The organism is Paenibacillus sp. FSL L8-0333 (assembly GCF_037965665.1).
In the GTDB taxonomy this organism is placed as follows: Bacteria; Bacillota; Bacilli; order Paenibacillales; family Paenibacillaceae; genus Paenibacillus_AQ; species Paenibacillus_AQ odorifer.
Map to the genome: position 1 here is coordinate 4,576,978 of NZ_CP150186.1, position 18,166 is coordinate 4,595,143.

The 18,166-nt window shown below is 46.1% G+C and carries 12 protein-coding genes; 1 reads left to right on the forward strand and 11 read right to left on the reverse strand.

What is annotated here, in order from left to right:
- Positions 1–105 precede the first annotated feature (105 nt).
- The 11 genes from NYE72_RS20480 to leuC form a co-directional block, all read right to left on the reverse strand.
- Positions 106–570: a GNAT family N-acetyltransferase gene (locus tag NYE72_RS20480; protein WP_232061416.1), complete on the reverse strand. Its 465-nt coding sequence runs from the start codon at positions 568–570 to the stop codon at positions 106–108.
- Positions 560–1,750, reverse strand: a complete 1,191-nt coding sequence (purT, locus tag NYE72_RS20485) for a formate-dependent phosphoribosylglycinamide formyltransferase (protein WP_339212101.1) — start codon at positions 1,748–1,750, stop codon at positions 560–562. Before purT ends, NYE72_RS20480 begins: the two co-directional genes overlap by 11 nt.
- 149 nt (positions 1,751–1,899) lie before the next feature.
- Positions 1,900–5,592: a dynamin family protein gene (locus NYE72_RS20490; protein WP_339210365.1), complete on the reverse strand. Its 3,693-nt coding sequence runs from the start codon at positions 5,590–5,592 to the stop codon at positions 1,900–1,902.
- Between the two features lie 338 nt (positions 5,593–5,930).
- Entirely contained in the window at positions 5,931–6,197 is a 267-nt protein-coding gene (locus NYE72_RS20495) for a hypothetical protein (protein WP_036676334.1), read from the reverse strand.
- Positions 6,198–6,229: 32 nt separating this feature from the next.
- On the reverse strand, positions 6,230–6,910 hold the full coding sequence (gene nth, locus NYE72_RS20500) for an endonuclease III (protein WP_036676333.1): 681 nt from the start codon (positions 6,908–6,910) through the stop codon (positions 6,230–6,232).
- 313 nt (positions 6,911–7,223) lie between these two features.
- On the reverse strand, positions 7,224–9,956 hold the full coding sequence (locus tag NYE72_RS20505) for an S-layer homology domain-containing protein (RefSeq protein ID WP_081382623.1): 2,733 nt from the start codon (positions 9,954–9,956) through the stop codon (positions 7,224–7,226).
- Positions 9,957–10,043: 87 nt separating this feature from the next.
- Positions 10,044–10,703 (reverse strand): GerMN domain-containing protein, encoded by a 660-nt coding sequence (locus NYE72_RS20510; protein WP_036676330.1) that lies wholly within the window; start codon positions 10,701–10,703, stop codon positions 10,044–10,046.
- 116 nt (positions 10,704–10,819) lie between these two features.
- Positions 10,820–12,259, reverse strand: a complete 1,440-nt coding sequence (locus tag NYE72_RS20515; RefSeq protein ID WP_038572397.1) for an N-acetylmuramoyl-L-alanine amidase — start codon at positions 12,257–12,259, stop codon at positions 10,820–10,822.
- A 149-nt stretch (positions 12,260–12,408) separates the two neighbouring features.
- Positions 12,409–14,001, reverse strand: coding sequence for an N-acetylmuramoyl-L-alanine amidase family protein (locus NYE72_RS20520; protein WP_339210368.1), 1,593 nt, complete (start codon positions 13,999–14,001; stop codon positions 12,409–12,411).
- Positions 14,002–14,187: 186 nt separating this feature from the next.
- Positions 14,188–14,790 (reverse strand): 3-isopropylmalate dehydratase small subunit, encoded by a 603-nt coding sequence (gene leuD, locus NYE72_RS20525; protein WP_036676325.1) that lies wholly within the window; start codon positions 14,788–14,790, stop codon positions 14,188–14,190.
- Positions 14,791–14,819: 29 nt separating this feature from the next.
- The gene (gene leuC / locus NYE72_RS20530; protein WP_036676324.1) at positions 14,820–16,244 is read right to left on the reverse strand and encodes a 3-isopropylmalate dehydratase large subunit; all 1,425 of its coding nucleotides are present in this window, start codon (positions 16,242–16,244) and stop codon (positions 14,820–14,822) included.
- Between the two features lie 1,007 nt (positions 16,245–17,251).
- Between leuC and NYE72_RS20535 the strand changes: the two genes are divergently transcribed.
- Entirely contained in the window at positions 17,252–18,163 is a 912-nt protein-coding gene (locus tag NYE72_RS20535; protein ID WP_036676323.1) for a LysR family transcriptional regulator, read from the forward strand.
- The last annotated feature ends 3 nt before the right edge of the window (positions 18,164–18,166 follow it).

Consider the following 18,166-nt stretch of genomic DNA (forward strand, 5'->3'; position numbering starts at 1 on the left):
AGTTTTAGGTATTAATATATTAAATACATATAAAAAAAGAGTTCCAGAGCAAAAAAAAACCATCCCGCCGTAGCTGGGATGGGGATGATCGGTAACCTATAAGTATTATAGCAACGCTTTGTTAAAGCGATAGCCTGCTGTCTTTTCGAAACCGATATGACGATAAAAAGCATGTGCCGGTGCGCGTTCTACGCGGTTGCCACTTCTAAGGAAAAGCTGACAGCAACCTTGCTCACGTGCCCATTCTTCTGCTGCGGCCACAAGTCTTTTACCGAGTCCGTTTCCTCTGAGTTCTTCTGATACGATAAGTGCAGTAATCTCAGTGATACAATCTGTCTGTTTGTAATACGAGCTTACCTGTCTAAGGCCGATCATACCCACAACTTCATTGTTCAGCTCTGCTACAAGTGTGCATTGGAGATTGCTGTTCTCCATGCTTTCCAGTCTCTCTTTCATCACGCTTAGCGTTGTTGGATAGCCGAATTCCCGCAGAAGCGCTGTAACTCTCTCCAGATCATTCAAGCCGCATTTGCGAATTTCCAGTACAGGTGCCATGGTACTACTGTTCATCCTCATATACCTCCACTTTTAGCATAGACGCCGCCTGCTTGGCTATCGTCCGCGCGATTTCCACATCTTCCGCCGCACTTAACGCTACTGCCATCCGCCGGCCAGGACGAACTTCCGGTTTACCAAATACGCGAACCTGAGTCCTGGGCAGTTCCAAAGCTCCTCCAATTCCGGTCACAGCAAAGGCTCGTCCTTCTCCATCAGCCTTCAGCGTAGCTGAGGCACCAGGTGTCAGCAATTGTACTGACTGGACAGGAAAACCAAGAATAGCTCTGACATGCACTGCAAATTGAGATAAATCCTGCGTCGCCATCGTGACCATCCCCGTATCATGGGGTCTAGGTGACACTTCACTGAACAATACGCCTCGATCTGTCAAAAAAAGTTCCACTCCAAAAATACCGAAACCTCCGAGCTGATCCGTTACTGCTTTTGCAATAGATTGCGCTTCTTCAAGCAGCTCTGGCTTCATAAAGTGAGGCTGCCAGGATTCCACGTAATCTCCATCCTTCTGAATATGTCCAATAGGCGGACAAAATACCGTTCCAGACACAGAACGCACCGTCAAAAGAGTAATCTCGCTCTCAAAAGTAACAAAAGCCTCCACGATAACCCGTGTTCCTTTAGCTCTCGCTCCATCCAAAGCAGTGTTCCAGCAGTTTTCTGCATCCTCAGGGCTTTTGCATACGCTCTGACCCTTGCCAGAAGAACTCATAATCGGCTTAATGACACAAGGAGTGCCTAGCTCGGCTATAGCTTGTTGCAGCTCTTCCAGACTATCCGCAAAACGGTAATCAGCGGTTGGCAGTCCAAGGTCTTCAGCCGCAAGACGACGAATCCCTTCTCTGTCCATGGTCAGCCGAGCCGCCCGCGCCGTCGGAACAACGAAAAAGCCTTCTTCTTCAAGCTCTTGAAGAGCATGAGTGGCAATTGCCTCAATCTCCGGAACAATGACATCCGGTTTCTCAGAGCGAATCAGCGCTTTCAGCGCCTCTGCATCCAGCATATCAATTACATGTGAACGATGAGCTACACCCATCGCCGGTGCATCGGTATAACGGTCTACAGCTACGGTCTCTACGCCAAGGCGTTGAGCTTCAATTATGACTTCCTTACCCAGTTCCCCGCTGCCCAGCAGCAACAGCTTGCGGCTTTGAGCTGAAAAAGGAGCTCCCCACATTGTCGATTCCAACCTCTTTCGGCAAATTGACTGTCTCGTTTTTATGAATTTCAGAAAACGTAACAGTTTCATTGTATATTTTCAGGCTTCTTTATTTTCATCCATCATACGCCAGATTGCAAGTGTTCTTCGACATTTTCCTACAAACTTCACAGAACTTTGTCGACTTTATCAACGAAAGTTTGTTCTAGACGTGATAATTGGTGGCTTATTTGGCCCCAATGATCTGCAGTCTCACCCCCTTTAAGGAGATCTAACATCGCTTTCTCTTGCTCCGCAAGCCCTTCTTGCAGGCTTTCGGCAGCAGATTTTAATTCTCTGCTGATATTCTCGACGTAATGAGCAATTAATTTTCCCTTCTGCACTGCCGCTGCAAGATTAACCGCTTCTTTCAAAAGCGGCTCTGCCGCACCTTTGACCAATTCCCGCCCAGTTCCCTCAAAGAAATAACGCGGGGATTTGAAATGGCCCCATAAAGCGGACCACTGCACAGGCTGAAGCTGGCATTCCAGATCCTTAGGAGATGGCCAAGCCTGCTCCTCATTCTCCATAAGATGAAATTCCTCCGTGGAAAAGAGTAGCTCTGTAGCTGCCGCTTCAGCAGCTTCATGAACAAGCCTGCGTCCCGTGCTCTCTAGCCGCAGCGTTGTTGCCCATAGCTCTTGCTCAAGCTCGCGCTGAGTAGTACGCATTAGTTCGGCACCACAGGCAGAGAAAATGGCTTTTAAATTCCCTGCATCCTCACGCAGTAAGGAGGGATGAAAAGATTCCTGAAAATTTCTATTGAAGGAGAAGCTAATCCGCTGGCACACATGATAGATCAGTTCTTCACTTTCGTGAATAAGATCTCTGCTAGGACGTTCCTCAGTCTCCAAAAGAGACAACCGCTTCATGGCGAACTGACGCCGTTCCTGCAGTTCTTTTAACCCGGCTTCACGCTCGCCCGCCGCCTTGGAAGCCAGATTCTGCCATTCCTCAGCCCGGCGCCGAACCGATGCGATACTCTCAGCAGCTGCGTTAAGTGAAAGCTGAGGAAGCTCATCACCAGCAAAGCTGGATAATGCTTGCTCAAATTCATTGAAGCGGGAGGTTCCATAAAGATCGTGATTATGTTGAGTTTTAGCTTCTAGAGCAAGCAAGCTGGACAAAGCATAGATTCTCGGAGACCGCAAACCTCCGGCACGCAGATTTTGAACGACATGTGCTTTAACCTCATCTAGTTCTTCTTCGCTTGAAGCGAGATCGGAGGCATTAATAATAAAGAACATTTTATCGAGAGCAAAGCTGTCTTTAATGCGGCCCAGCTGGGCCAAGAGGCCGCGATCCGACTTCGAAAAAGCGTGGTTATAATAGGTCACAAAACAGATCGCATCCGCATTTTTCATGTAACTAAAGGTTACGCCAGTGTGGCGTGCATGCAGTGAATCTGCTCCTGGTGTATCTACGAGCACAATCCCGCTCTCCGTCAAAGGACAGGCATAATAGAGGTCAATCCCCTGCACAAAGCAAGCTCGGGTCTCTTCCGCAACTAGGTTTCGATATTCTTCCAAATCAACGGTCCGCACCGTTCCTAGCAACGGCTCCGCTTCAGCCCAACCGGATGCTGCGGCTCTTAGAAATCCTGCATGCGGCAGCGCAGAGGGGTGGATTCCCCGTGTTGGCAGGCTCGCAAGTACTGCTGTCCACGTATCCTGTTGCGGCTCTCCAAGCTGCAGCACGCTAAAGGAATGGCAGATGTCATCCCAGAAATCGGCCATGCTCTTCATCGTTACAACCGCGCTGGCATGGCGGAAGTCTCCTTCCGGCGCCAATATGCGGTTAACTGCGGCCGTGGCAGGGTGTGGCGACACGGGCAGCACTTCTTCGCCGAGTAAAGCGTTGGCGAAGGAAGATTTGCCTGCGCTGAACGCACCGAACAGCGCAAGGGTAATGCGGCCGCCGGCGAGATCCTCCGCCCGTGCGGCCAGACTGCGCGCCGCCGATGCCATCGCTGGCTCGCGGCGCAGCAGCTCTGCCGCAGCCGCCAGCGCGTCAGCGGCTGCCGAGAGCCGGCGGCGTCCGCCCGCCGGCGAAGCCGTTCCCGCCGCCCAGCTTGCGGCAGCGGCACTTCCAGCCGCGGCGCGTTCGCGCGGCTGGATCTCCCGCGGTGCGGCGCTCTGCGCAGCCGCACGCAGGGTGACCTTCACCTCCGGCAGGATGCCGGGGGTGAGGGTCCGGCGCGGCGGCAGCAGCGCCGCTAGCTCGTGCGCGCGGGCGTCAGCCGCGCGGTCCAGGGCGGCTAGCGCGCGGGCAGCGCTCGCCTGCCGCGTAAGGGCCTGTTCGCGGCGCTGGAGTTCCGCGCGCTGCTCCTCAATAAGCGATGGCAGCTTCGCCAGCAGCTCATCGCCAACTAAAAGCGCAGCGCGGCGGAATTGACTCTTCAGATCTGCCGCAAGTGTGCGGCAGAAATTGAGCAGCGCCTCGCCGCTATTCCCCGTTCCCGGCTTAACTGCAGCCGCCAGCCATTCCTGGCTCACCGCCGGGAACCCTTGCTTCAGAGTCGTCTCTGCCTCCTCTGCCCACAGTCCGAGATTCTCCGCCCATTGACGTACCAGCTGAATCAGATGCCATTCCAGCTGAGCGGAAACCTCTCGGACCAGTAATCCTTGCCAGGCATCCAGTCGTTTGCCTTGTTCCTTCTCCCGCCGTCCGGCTGTAGAGAACAAACCTAAGCGGAAGCCTGGGCTGACACTCTCCACATAGCTCCCTGCCGCCTCTCTAACATCCGCAGGCATTAAGTTAGCATTATTGAGTAAGGCATCAAGATCACTTCGCAGGCTAGCTCGTGATTGCTGAGGCAGCTCCTCAAGCAGTGCCTTCTCTTCTTCCAGCGATTTCAGCTCTTCCATCACAACTGTAACCTCTGCACCCTCTAGCTCAGCTAAAAGAGTTTCCCGTTCCTCCTGCTGGTCTTCACGGAACGCGGTCAGCGAAGAATCTGCTGTATGATGAATGGAACGTGACAAGCTATATTGAAGCAATTGTTCCCTGTGCTCCAACAGCTCTGTTATAAGGTTCAGCAGATTATCCCAATGATTCAATGGGTGCTCTTTCATTTTGAGTGAGGTAAACAGAATCCCCGCACAATGAATCCCCCACTGCTCAAAAGCATTTTCAAGCTGGCGTTTATATTCTTCAATGGAAATTTCTTGTTCTCTGTGCTTGTCTATCTGATTAACAATAAGATAGAGCGGTTTGCCCCAGTCACTAAGATTTTTGGCAAATGCCAAATTATTCTCTGACTGTACATGGTTATAATCCATAACATAAAAGACGACATCAGCTAAATGCAGCGCGGAACGAGTGGCCGCCTGGTGGCCATCATCCGTCGAATCCACGCCAGGTGTATCCAATAGAACACCATGCTTCCCTAGAAGAGGAATCTCATTCCAGACTTCAATAGCGGAATATTCTCCGCCATTTCGACAATATTCCTGTAATCTTTCTGGTGTTGTCTCTACAGGGGCAGATTCATTTTCACTTCCCTCAACCCTTGGATAGATAAGCACTCGTGGAGCCCCGCTGCGGATTGAAACAATATTGGCACTAGTCGGCACAGGTCCGGAGGGCAACACTGAGCTGCCGCATAAAAGATTAATCATGCTGGATTTCCCTGCCGAAAAATGCCCACAAAAAGCAAGGGTCAGTTCATTCCCACCCTCTTTATTTTGTAAATCTTCATATATTCGTTCAGCACTCTCATCGCGCCAGTGGCGCATTAAATCTTTCAGTTGGGAAAGCAGCGATGCTGTTTCACTTAATGTCTCTCTCTGAATTCTAACCCGTTCCGCTCCCACAGACATTCCACCTCCACAGTTACCTTCTAATCATGCACTGATCTTAATCCATTCATGAATACTGATTTAAGCTCTTTTTTATGCAAAACTTATATAGGTGCAATTTCTGAACTTTAGCGCGGAACATTTTTATAAATAATAATTACAGTTTATCACCAGTTTGACACAAATTAAATACACACTACTTACAAAATAACCTATCATCTCCTACGAAATGATACCAAAAAAAGAAGCGACGTTGTCGTCCTGTAAAGCCAACAGTCGTTTCTCGTAGAAATATAAGGATATTCAATAAAAAAAGGAGCCAGCCCCAAGGGCTGACTCCATTTCAGGTCACTTCTCAATTATGCAGTTTCCAAAACAGGCAACAGAATTTCGAATACTTTTCCGTGCTGCAGAATAGTCAATCCACGAGATTTGTCTCTCATTACGACAACCTCTGGTTTTACAGACATACGCTCCAGATAGTGCTCAGGCACATCACCGGAATGACTGATCGTAATGCCCTCTACTTCTTGCTCTTCATTTTCTTCCAGCGGGCTTTCCACTACGCGGTCAAAAATATCCGAGAATACCTCAAAATTATCTGTGTATACAGAAATGCATTTCATCTCTATCCCATCCTCTTCTTCAACTCTAACTTTTAACTTTTTGGCGTATGATCTTTAGCTTTCCTGACGACAGCCGTTTTCATACGTTTTTTGCCCTCTCGACATACATCAAGGAGCGGACAAACCTGACATTTTGGATTCTGAGCCTTACAGTGATATCGTCCAAAAAAGATTAGCCGGTGATGCGTGAGCGTCCATTCATCACGTGGCACAGCCTTCATCAGCTTTTTCTCCACTTCCAGCACAGAATCTTTCCAGCCTGCCAATGCAAGTCGTTTAGCAACCCGCTCCACATGAGTGTCCACAGCAATGGCAGGAACTCCAAATGCGTTGGACACTACTACGTTAGCGGTTTTACGACCTACTCCTGGCAACGTTACAAGTAAGTCATGTGCCTCAGGCACTTCTCCGCCATACTGTTCTATGAGTATAGAGCACAGGCTTTGGATATGCTTAGCTTTGTTACGATATAAGCCGATGCGCCGGATATCCCCCTCCAATTCCTCCAGCGGCACAGAAATATAATCGATGGGGGCTTTGTACTTTTGGAACAGGTCCTCGGTCACTTTGTTCACCGTTGCATCCGTACATTGGGCTGACAGCAGCACCGCTATTGTTAATTCAAAAGCGTTACTGTGATTTAGCTCGCAATGTGCATCCGGAAACAAATCTCCAATCGTATCCAAAATGTGGCGGACGTCTGCAGCTTTCATAGTGTCCCCTCCACGGAGCAAAAACGCTCAGAAAATTCTAACGAGCGTCTCACCTCAAATGTTAGAAATATAAGCAAAGTACGTATTATAACGTATGGATTCATACATTTCAACACATACGATACTGGCATTATATTTCAAGTATTAACGCCTTGAATGTCCTTATAAGAACAGTAAGCGTTTAAGCGAGAAATATAAGACATACAGTATAGGAGCAATACTTATACTTTCTTATATTTCAAAAAAAACGTCTTGACGCAGGTAAAGCCCCCTGTGTCAAGACGGTGATTCACTCAGAAATCCACCATTGCAACTATTGTTTCACAATTTCAACCAAAATATCATTATTGAAATACATTATAATATTATCATTTTCTTTCAAAGATTGCACGGATAAAGTCGAATCTCCCTGATGAATATAAACATTAGCAGGAACAAAGAATTGATATTTATCGTTCAAATTAGGTCTCTTCGTCACCAATGAGTTTGTTGCACTCTCATAACGTGAGAATGTTCTACTGAGCTGAGACATAATACGAATCGTTGTAGATCCATCCGGATCCTTGCGAATCTCTACTCTGTCCCCTGCTGTCAAGTTGCTAAGAGCAGTCGTTGTCGAACCATCACGAATGATTTTGACTCCTCCACTTACCGCTAAGGTCTGTGCTGCTCCAGCATAATCCTTCACAACTACACTATTCCCCGCGGCATCTACAGAACTTACCTGACCTGTTGTAAGCTTAACTGCTTGAATAGCCAGCGGTGAGCTACCATCAAAAGTCACATTAAGATAATCTCCCGCTTTTAAATCCGTTAGCTTAATGCTCTCACCAGCTTCATTGGTCAACGGGATTGCCAAAGTATTAATATCACTGGTTCCCCCATTCCATTTGATGCCCAAACGGTTGGTTCCAGAATTCACGGTTGCCGCTTCAACTTGCAGCACAGTCTTCACTTTCAATACCGCTATCAGATCCTGACCTGTAGTCAGTGAAGCCGTTACATTGCTTCCAATAGGAATATCACTTAGGGAAGGACTAGTCTTACCAAAGAGATCAACAAGTTGCGGATAAGGCATCGTTAAACTTTGTCCATCATTAAGCTTCAAAACAAGAGTTTTCGACGTAGAATTAACAGCTGTTAAAGTTCCTTCGTACTTTGTGACAATTTCCAAAGACAAAGCCCGCTGTCCTATTGCCTTCAGATTAACTTTGCGGTTCTCGATAAGTTTCGCACCCATATTAGTTAAGTTAGGCAATGCACCTTCATAAATCAGCTTTGTTTTCTCATCCAACTGAACCACATGGGCTTTTTTGCTGCTATCCATAACTGTAAGGAGCTGTGTTTTGCTATTATAATCCACAATTGTTGCTCCACTATACTGCTCAATTTGGCGGCTTAACACTTCAATTTTGGTGACTTGATCGCTGCTGTTTAAGGTAACCTGAATCTTGTCCCCACCTACTGCATCAGCAATAAGATCATCAGCTACTGCTCCACTCATGTTCGGAATAACAATCGTCGGTTTAGTGCCAAGCAGTTTAACCTCACGATTTCCGTCTGCTTTTTTGTAAACAACTGTGGAACTAGTCAGCTCGGTAAGTACCCCGTCAACTGTCCGTTCAACACCTTCTGTCACTTCTACAGTGCGGATCACATTATCTTGAATCGTATATTTGACCGCATTACCTGTCTTCAAATCTGCAGGTTTCAGCACTGATGCTTGAGAGCTGAATAATGAAGTCCCATCTTCCCATTTAAAAGTTTCTACAGTACCCGCAGTATTTTTGAAAGTAATGCTTTTACCAGTAAGATCTACACTTTGAATAGTGCCTGTTGTTGTTTTGTTAACAACCCCTGAAGTCACTTGAACCTTTACTACTTTATGTGAACCACTATACGTTTCACGTTGCAGTGAAACTACACTATCTGTTACCAGCGAAGCAGGTTCAATTCCAGCTCCATTTACATCCACAAAGGAAGTAGTCTCATCGTAGTAGTATTCTGTGAACCCTGTTGGTGACTTTAACCAAAGCTTATTACCTGGAGCTACCATGGCGAAGTTTCCTGACAGAGTCTCTACTTGTTGTGTAGGGTCAGTCACTTCAACATAAGCCGCGTTATATGTCGCGCCAATTACAGTAACCTTAGTGTAGGGTTGGACATCACTTAGATTGATTCTGCTTTCAGAAGCACTTGTGTAATAAGCAGTGCTTGCTCCCAGGGTATATGTAGAAGTCTTTCCGTTGTTATAGACGGATAGTTTCCCATCTGCTAATTGACTGATCGTTCCTGATACCGTGTTGTCGTATTCAACCGTATTGTGAGCTTCAGCGCGACTGAAAAAAGTCGCCAATTGCGCACGTGTTACAGCGCCTTGCGGATCAAAACGATTGCCATCAAGTCCATTGGCTAGGCCTAAATCAACGGCAACGTTGATGTAACCACGTTTGTTGGCAGACACTTTGGTATCATCTGCAAAGCCAGTTGGCTCACTAGCAGCCCCTGCTGCATCTGCGCTTTTTCCAAGGGAGCGGATTAACAGCTCCGCAATCCATTCCCGGGATGCTTTACGCTCTCCCCAAGAAGTCTTCAGATTATCTGGAGCCATTTCGGTTGCTTTATCGAGTAATCCTTGTTGAAAAGCCAACACAACATAATCCTTGTAATAATTCGTAACCTTAAAATCGGTAGGCAATGCTACCGCAGAAGAAGCATCCACTTTATCCTGCAACTTCATAAACCGCAGGGCCATAAGCACTGCTTCCTGTTGAGTTACAGAATCTCCAGGACGGAACAATCCATTATTCCCAACCACAATTCCTTGTGAAGCGAGTTTGTAAATATGTTTTTCAGCCCAGAAGCCTGTCTTCACATCGCTAAAAATCCCTACAGATTGAGTAGTGGTTGATGTCGGTGTAGTGGCAGCTGTGTCTGCAAACACTGCACTTGCACCACCAAAAACCATAACACCAGCCATAACAGCCGACACTGCTTTATTAGAATAAGCCTTCAATGGACGTTTTGACCTTTTTTGCGCGGACAATAGATTATTCCCCTCTCTATGACTCAAATAAATAGTATGTTTAAAAATTCGTCAGCTAGATGCCTAATTCCTTTGTTGCATGACCAATTAAGAATTATCTCTAGTCATAGGATGCAATAGGTCCACATGGCCCATCAGACTTTCTACCTTTTCACCATCAACTAAAACTTCGATACTCTTTACTTCCGCAAATTGAAAATAAGTTTTGGCAAGTGAAGTAATGGCAAAGGATTCTCCACCCGCACCAAGCTGAGCTTCATCTGGTTTATGAATATCCATTACGATTTGACCCTCTACGAATTTCAATGATTTCAGCTCAATTTTACCCCATAAAGGTACAAGATCTGTATTCTCATTACTTTGCAGTGCTTTGAACGTCTCTGTATATTTCTCAACATCGTCAGAGTAGTTAATCGTAGTCTTAGCAGGCACTAAATCCATAATTTGCGAATCTGTGTAATAAACTTCAATACTCTGGCTTTGCTTTTGTGTCTCATTTTCTACCGGCTTCGATGACGGCTGTGTTTCTGCATTAGTATTATCTGCTGTCGGTTGCGGAGTGCTAGCCACTTCGCTTTCCTGATCATCAGACGGAGCTGGGGTACTTTCTCCCGCACCACTTACAACGTTTGTAGTATCTTGCTCCACTCCATTAGCAGGAGCTGCAGTAGGCTTATCTCCACAGCCAGCAATCACTAGTAGAAGCAGCGCAGCAACCCCAACCATAGTCCATTTTTGTTTAAACATTAATAAACGCCTCCTCTAGATGAATACGGGCAGACAGGTACCGCAAAACCACTTCTTGCCTTTTTATAGATAAAAGCAGAAAGCTGACTTTGCGGCGCTCGTCTGCCACTGGTCTGTTATTTTATACCCAAATATTCCTTGATTCCACTCACTATTGAAGCAGCAACTTTGTTTTGTAATGCTTCCGTAAATAGCAATGTCTCATCCTTCTTATTGCTAAGGTATCCTACTTCAAGTAGAACAGCAGGCATTTTCGTTTCACGAATGACATGGAAATTCCCGTATCGTACACCGCGATCACTAAGCCCTGTAGCCTCAACTAGATACTTATGCATCACTTTCGCTAAGGCCTTACTGGCTTCCCGCTGATAATACGTTTCTGTCCCGCTTGCCGCAGAAGATGCGGAACTGTTGGCATGTACAGAAATGAATAGATCTGCTTTTAAATTATTAGCCATAGCCGCCCTATCCTTGAGCTCCAAGAATGTATCGTCACTGCGTGTCAGTACGACGTCGATATTACTTTCTTTTTTCAGCAATGCTGCTGTCTTAAGTACTATAGCTAAATTAAAATTCTTTTCGTATTTTCCTGTTACTCCTACTGCACCAGAATCTTTAGCTCCGTGCCCTGCATCCAGTACTACGAGCTTCTTGCCATCATTACCTGGCTGTGTTGAAGTATCATCCGTACTTTCTGCATTCAGGTCAATGATGACCAACTTAGAATCAGTTCCAGATACGCTGATGTTATAATTCTTAGGATAATTCAAATCAATTACAAAACGTACAGTATAAGGGTTGGAGCTATAAAGCGAATACCGTACGCCTGATACATCAGGATAATCCTTCACTTCCAGTTTGCCATTCAGATCAGGATCAAGAACTTGTCCCGTACCAAACAGATCTGAGAAAGTGGCATTAGGAAAATCAATAACTAACCGATCCGGCCCTGTCATTACACTTACTTTTGGCGCTGAATTACCTTCCATCGCAATGCTCAAACGATTCTCACTAAAGCTCAAACCATTTATCATGGTTAAATTCTTAGTAGGATCTACCGGCGGAACAACCTCAGATCCACCATTTCCAGAGTTTCCATCTGAACTTCCGTTTTCATTTGAGGATCCTGGGGTAATAAGGTACACGATCTTCTTTGCATTATCCCAAGTGACGGTGAGACCAAACTGCTCACTTATGAACCGTATAGGTACAAGTGTCGTATCACTCCGCAGGACAGGTGCAGTGGTAAGCTGTACTGTTTTGTCATCAACCGAAGCTGTCTTTTGATTAACAATAAGTTTGATGACCTTACCTTGCTGTTCAATCGTCACCGTTTTGCTTTTTTGATCCCAGCCCACGGTATAACCAAGACTCTCGGAGATCAATCTCAACGGTACCATGATAGTATCATTCACATTTTCAACCGGTACTTTTTGCCCTGCAGTAATCTCTTTGCCGTCCAGATAAATCTTGCTATTCGCGGCAGCAGCATGTCCATGCTCAGGCAAAACCAACACAAAGAGCAACAAAAACAACATCAAACTGAATTTCTTCATTCTTCACCTCTAAGAATCTAGTATTCGCCTGTGAATGGCGATCGTGGTGCCCTGTCTCCGTCAACCTCAGACCTCTATTAGACGCTGGTAATCTATAAAGGTTGCGAATATATTCCATAAAAATTGAGAAATCTCACCAACCTCAAGTCTTAAAGCCCCAGATATTCCTTAATCCCGGCAACAATTTCTCTCGCTAATTTCTCTTGAAGCTGCTCACTATACATCGCCGACTCATTCCCTGAATTTGTAAGATATCCTACCTCCAGCAAGACTGCCGGCATAGTAGTTTCTCGTGTAACATGTAGGCTTTTCGTACGAATCCCGTTGTCTTTAAAACCAGTAGCGGCTAATAAATGCTTATGCATAATCTGAGCAAGAGGCAGACTATCACTGCGAGAATAATAGGTTTCACTGCCATTTATTTTATCTCTATTTGGATATCCAACATCTAGCGAATTCGCGTGCACTGAAATAAAGAGATTCGCTTTAGCAGCCTCCGCAATTTTCACGCGATCCTGAAGCCCCAAGGTAGCATCATCCGTTCGAGTAAAGACCACGTCAACTAATGCTTCCTGCGTTAATAGCGTTTGTACTTTGCGGATGACGGCCAGATTGAAGTCTTTTTCCAGCTTGCCTGTGAGACTGACAGCTCCAGATTGAGTTCCGCCATGCCCCGCATCTAGAACTACAATGGGTTTACCTAACGTTCCATTAGCCCCTGGGGTGTTGCCTCCGCTGCTAGTTACATTCAAATCAATCGTAACCAGCCCGGTGCTTTCATCCGTACTAAGCTGGTACGGTTGATTTCCAACCGTTTGAATTACGAATCTGACAGTGGACGGACTCACACTGAACAGTGCATAACGGATCTCAGAAACGAGCGGGTAGCCGGCAACGTCCAGCTTACCTTGTGGACCGCCAGTGGTGGTAACACCCGTAAGACTTCCAATGAAATCCGGATCGAACGCAGCACCCGGAAAATCTACGACGATTCGATCAGGGTTGCTCATTTTTGTAACGTTTGGCTTAGTAGCCCCCGACACAGCGATAATAAGCCGATTCTCAGTGAATACTGCCCCGTTTACTAGAGGGCCTGTTGGAATTCCTGCTGTGCTTCCTGGTGCCGTAGTTGTTTGTGGAACTGGTGTCGGGCTGGGTAAAGTTACTACACTGCCAGCAGTTGTCCCGTTATCACTTCCCGGCGTAGCACTTGGAGTTGGGACAGGTGTATTAGTTGCTGTTGGATTGGTAGTATTCCCCTCAGGTGTCATTGCAGAATTGCTAACTTGTCCACCTGTCAAGTAGACAGTTTTATCAACATTATCCCAGCCCACCTTTAAGCCGAACTGTTCGCTTACGAAACGAATTGGAACGAGTACTGTGCCGCCACTCTGCTTAGGAGCTGCATTTAAATCAAACGTCACCCCATCTGCATCAGCTGTTTTCCGTCCTACCGCCAGCTCAATGCTTTTACCATCCTGGTGAACGGTTACTTTCCGGGTCTGCTGCTCCCATAACACCTCGAATCCAAGATTCTCTACTACCACTCTGACCGGAATCATAACGCTACCATTTACGTTTTCGAGCTTAATTCCTTTTGGCAAAGCAAGTTCCTGATTGTCCATAATAATTCTGCCTGCGCTGCTACCAGCTGCGGCAGCTTCTTGTCCGGTGGATGATAATAATAATAATGGCAGTAACAAAAGCAGCAATATACGAAGCCCAGCTCTTCTCATTCTCATTTTCCGCTCCTTCTGCAAGTAATAGATCCTAGATAAGTATTTAGACGACAGAAATCACCAAATGTTTCCTTAATGACCAATGAATATATCGATTATAGCAAAAAAACTTCTATTTCCGACACCCGGAAATAGAAGTTTTGCGTATTTTTTGTAAAGTTTAAGAATCAGACCAGTTATATCCTCTTTTTAAGAGAATAGCTTGGCAGCATGACGCTCTTCATAAGCAGCAATTTCATCCGCATGTTGAAGGGTCAAACCGATATCATCCAAGCCTTGCAGCAGGAATTGACGACGGTGCTCATCCAGATCAAAGTTGATGCTCAGTCCGAATTCATCTTGTAAAGCGTTGTTCTCAAGATCAACTGTCAGCTTGTAGTCCTCATGCTCAGCTGTCCGTTTGAACAATTCATCCACTTGCTCTTCCGAAAGCTTAATCGGCAGAATGCCGTTCTTAAAGCAGTTATTGTAGAAGATATCCGCATAAGAAGGTGCAATTACAACTCTGAACCCGTAATCCATAATCGCCCATGGTGCATGCTCCCGAGAGGATCCACAACCAAAGTTAGCGCGTGAGATCAGAACAGAAGCCCCTTGATAACGTGGTTTATTCATTTCGAAGGCTGGATTATCGTTACCTTCTTCATCAAAACGCCATTCATAGAACAAAAACTGTCCAAATCCCGTCCGTTCAATCCGTTTCAAAAACTGTTTCGGAATAATCGCATCCGTATCTACATTCACCCGGTCAACTGGTGCAACAATTCCTGTTAATTTTTTAAAAGCATCCATAGTTTTATCCTCCCGTGTTCTCTCTAGTTCTATGAGCTGACGGCTTCCGTCTTATAATTCCAATCACGTACATCAGTGAAACGACCTTTGATCGCAGCTGCGGCTGCCATAGCTGGAGATACCAGATGTGTACGTCCTCCGCGTCCTTGGCGTCCTTCAAAGTTACGGTTCGAGGTAGATGCACAGCGTTGTCCAGGCTGCAGAACATCCGGGTTCATGGCCAAGCACATGCTGCATCCCGCTTCACGCCATTCAAAGCCAGCTTCAGTAAAGACTTTATCAAGTCCTTCTTTCTCAGCCTGCATCTTAACACGGCCCGATCCTGGAACAACAATGGCAGTAACCTTTTCAGACACCTTATGACCTTTAGCTACCACTGCTGCAGCTCTCAAATCTTCGATCCGTCCGTTAGTGCAGGAACCAATAAATACATAATCAATCGGAATTTCAGAAATAGGTGTTCCAGGAGTCAAATCCATATATTCAAGCGCTTTTTCAGCAGCTTTACGTTCATTTTCAGTGGTGAAGTCAGCGGGATTCGGTACGCTGGAGTTGATGTCAGTACCCATGCCCGGGCTAGTACCCCAGGTCACTTGTGGAATCAATGTTTCCACATCAAATTCAACAACCGTATCGTACTGAGCGCCCTCGTCGCTTACAAGACTCTTCCATGCTTCTACAGCAGCATCATAAGCCTCACCTTGCGGTACGTATTGACGTCCACGCAGATAATTAAAAGTAGTTTCATCAGGGGCGATCAAGCCAGCTCTTGCTCCGCCTTCGATCGACATATTGCAGACAGTCATACGTTCTTCCATCGACAATTCACGAATAGCTTCGCCTGTGTACTCAATTACATAACCTGTAGCAAAATCAGTACCGTACTTAGCAATAACACCTAGGATCATATCCTTTGCTGTTACGCCAGGGTTCCGTTTGCCTGTAAAGCGTACTTCCATAGTCTTAGCTTTGGATTGCTGCAAACATTGCGTAGCCATTACATGCTCAACTTCACTAGTTCCGATACCGAATGCCAGCGCGCCGAATGCACCATGCGTGGAGGTATGGCTGTCGCCGCAAACGATAGTTTTTCCAGGATGTGTCAAGCCGATTTCAGGACCCATTACGTGTACAACGCCTTGATCAATATCATTCAGATCGAACAGTCTTACACCAAAATCAGCACAGTTCTTAGAAAGGGTATCAATTTGTTGCTTGGAGATTGGATCTTTAATGTTAAAACGATCTTTAGTTGGTACGTTATGATCCATCGTTGCGAAGGTCAGCTCAGGACGGCGAACCTTCCGGTTGCTGAGACGAAGCCCTTCAAAAGCCTGTGGAGAAGTTACTTCATGAACCAAATGCAGATCAATATAAATAATGCTAGGTTTACCTTCCTCTTGATGAATAACGTGATTCTCCCAAATCTTCTCAAACATTGTCTTGTTGCTCATAATTTCACCTCATTAATAGAATCGTTCATTGGAAGAGAGCGTGGAGTCTCTCTTGAATGATCTAAATATAACACCCCTGTCTTTATAATTCCAAGATATGATATCTATAAAAGTGATAGCCTGAACCTATAAGCTAAGTTAGGGTATGTCGAGGCGCAATATGTAGGAGCGATGAGCAAGCGGGGTGTGTAGCAGCGTTGCACAAGCGGGATGTGTAGCAGCGTTGCGCAAGCGCAGTGTGTAGAAGCGTTGCGCAAGCGCAGTGTGTAGAAGCGATTCGCAAGTGTGATGTGTAGGTGCGATGCACAAACGGGATGTGTAGCAGCGTTGCGCAAGTGTGATGTGTAGGTGCGATGCACAAACGGGATGTGTAGCAGCGTTGCGCAAGTGTGATGTGTAGGTGCGATTCGCAAGCGTAGTGTGTAGAAGCGATGCGCAAGCGCTATATGTTGGAGAGATGTGCAAGTGTGATGTGTAGGTGCGATTCGCAAGCGCAGTGTGTAGAAGCGATGCGCAAGTGTGATGTGTAGGTGCGATGCACAAACGGGATGTGTAGCAGCGTTGCGCAAGTGTGATGTGTAGGTGCGATGCGCAAGCGTAGTGTGTAGGTGCGTTTAGTTGTATTTTGTACAGCTATATTCCTGTGAATCATTCGTTAATGAATATAGCTGCATTTTGTACAGCTATTTTCATGATTTATCGCCTTATAGCTGGGAACTCTAGTTTTTAGTTGTATAGAATACACTTAAAACCAAAATGATCCCTTTTGCATACGAAATAGCTGTACAAAATACAGTTATTTCATAGATACTCTCAAGATCCGGCGCTAAAAATATACTGTTAGAGGATATCGGATACTTCGGTCAGTGTTGGAGGGTTAATCTCTTGAAATCAGGCCCGCAAATCCTGAGGAGCGATGAAGTGAAAGCTCTTTCGGGTTGCCTATACAAAACTATAATCCAATAGGATATACTTATAAGTAAATCATTTTCCTAAGGAGTTCATACATGGAACTGAGACAACTGCAGTATGTGCTGCAAATCGCAGCCGAAAAAAACTTCTCACGTGCAGCGGACAAGCTGCATATTGCCCAGCCCTCGCTCAGCCAGCAGCTTTCCAAACTGGAAAAAGAGCTCGGCGTAATGCTGTTTCAGCGTAATACCAGCTCAGTTGAGCTGACCTACGCAGGTTCTAAATTCGTTGAACAAGCCCAGATTATCATTGACGCAGTGGAGCTGCTGCGGCAAGAAATGTCCGACATATCAGAACTGCGCACTGGACGTGTAGTTGTGGGCAGTATGCCAATTACAGGTGCACATCTTCTGCCGCATGTGCTTCCAGTTTTCAAACAAAATTATCCTGAGGTAGAAATTACGCTGCTCGAAGACTCGTCGATGAACCTAGAGAAACTCACGGCAAGTGGCCAGACCGATTTAAGCCTGCTCTCCTTACCCCTCGAAATTCCTGCTTTAGCTTATGAAGAGCTTGGAGAGGAAAGAATTGATCTTGCCGTCCCTCCTGAACATCCGCTGGCTAAACGAATCCTAGATGGAACACGGACCTCACTTAAAGAGCTTAAGGACGAACCTTTTATCGTACTTAAGGAAGGTCAGGGCTTCCGCAAAATGACTGTGGAACTATGCCGGAAAGCCGGATTCGAACCACGAATCGTTTTTGAGAGCAATAATATGGAAACCGTTCAATCCCTAGTGGCAACAGGCATGGGCGTGACTCTTGTTCCTCGTTTTATCGCTCGTGCACCGCGGAGTGAATTTGTTCCAGTCTACTTACCGCTCGCTGATCCAGTGCCTAGTCGTACGCTAGTTGTAGCATATCGACGCGGACGATATTTATCCAAGGCCGCAAAGGCTTTTGTAGAAACATTCAAATCAACAGTGTCTGAATTAACGGAAGAATAGAAT

Excerpts from the sequence above, each read along its gene's own strand:
- NYE72_RS20480 (WP_232061416.1), bottom strand. The coding sequence starts at position 570 with ATGAACAGTAGTACCATGGCACCTGTACTGGAAATTCGCAAATGCGGC.
- leuD (WP_036676325.1), bottom strand. The coding sequence starts at position 14,790 with ATGGATGCTTTTAAAAAATTAACAGGAATTGTTGCACCAGTTGACCGG.
- NYE72_RS20515 (WP_038572397.1), bottom strand. The coding sequence starts at position 12,259 with ATGAAGAAATTCAGTTTGATGTTGTTTTTGTTGCTCTTTGTGTTGGTT.
- NYE72_RS20490 (WP_339210365.1), bottom strand. The coding sequence starts at position 5,592 with ATGTCTGTGGGAGCGGAACGGGTTAGAATTCAGAGAGAGACATTAAGT.
- leuC (WP_036676324.1), bottom strand. The coding sequence starts at position 16,244 with ATGAGCAACAAGACAATGTTTGAGAAGATTTGGGAGAATCACGTTATT.
- purT (WP_339212101.1), bottom strand. The coding sequence starts at position 1,750 with ATGTGGGGAGCTCCTTTTTCAGCTCAAAGCCGCAAGCTGTTGCTGCTG.
- NYE72_RS20520 (WP_339210368.1), bottom strand. The coding sequence starts at position 14,001 with ATGAGAATGAGAAGAGCTGGGCTTCGTATATTGCTGCTTTTGTTACTG.
- NYE72_RS20535 (WP_036676323.1), top strand. The coding sequence starts at position 17,252 with ATGGAACTGAGACAACTGCAGTATGTGCTGCAAATCGCAGCCGAAAAA.
- NYE72_RS20495 (WP_036676334.1), bottom strand. The coding sequence starts at position 6,197 with ATGAAATGCATTTCTGTATACACAGATAATTTTGAGGTATTCTCGGAT.
- nth (WP_036676333.1), bottom strand. The coding sequence starts at position 6,910 with ATGAAAGCTGCAGACGTCCGCCACATTTTGGATACGATTGGAGATTTG.
- NYE72_RS20510 (WP_036676330.1), bottom strand. The coding sequence starts at position 10,703 with ATGTTTAAACAAAAATGGACTATGGTTGGGGTTGCTGCGCTGCTTCTA.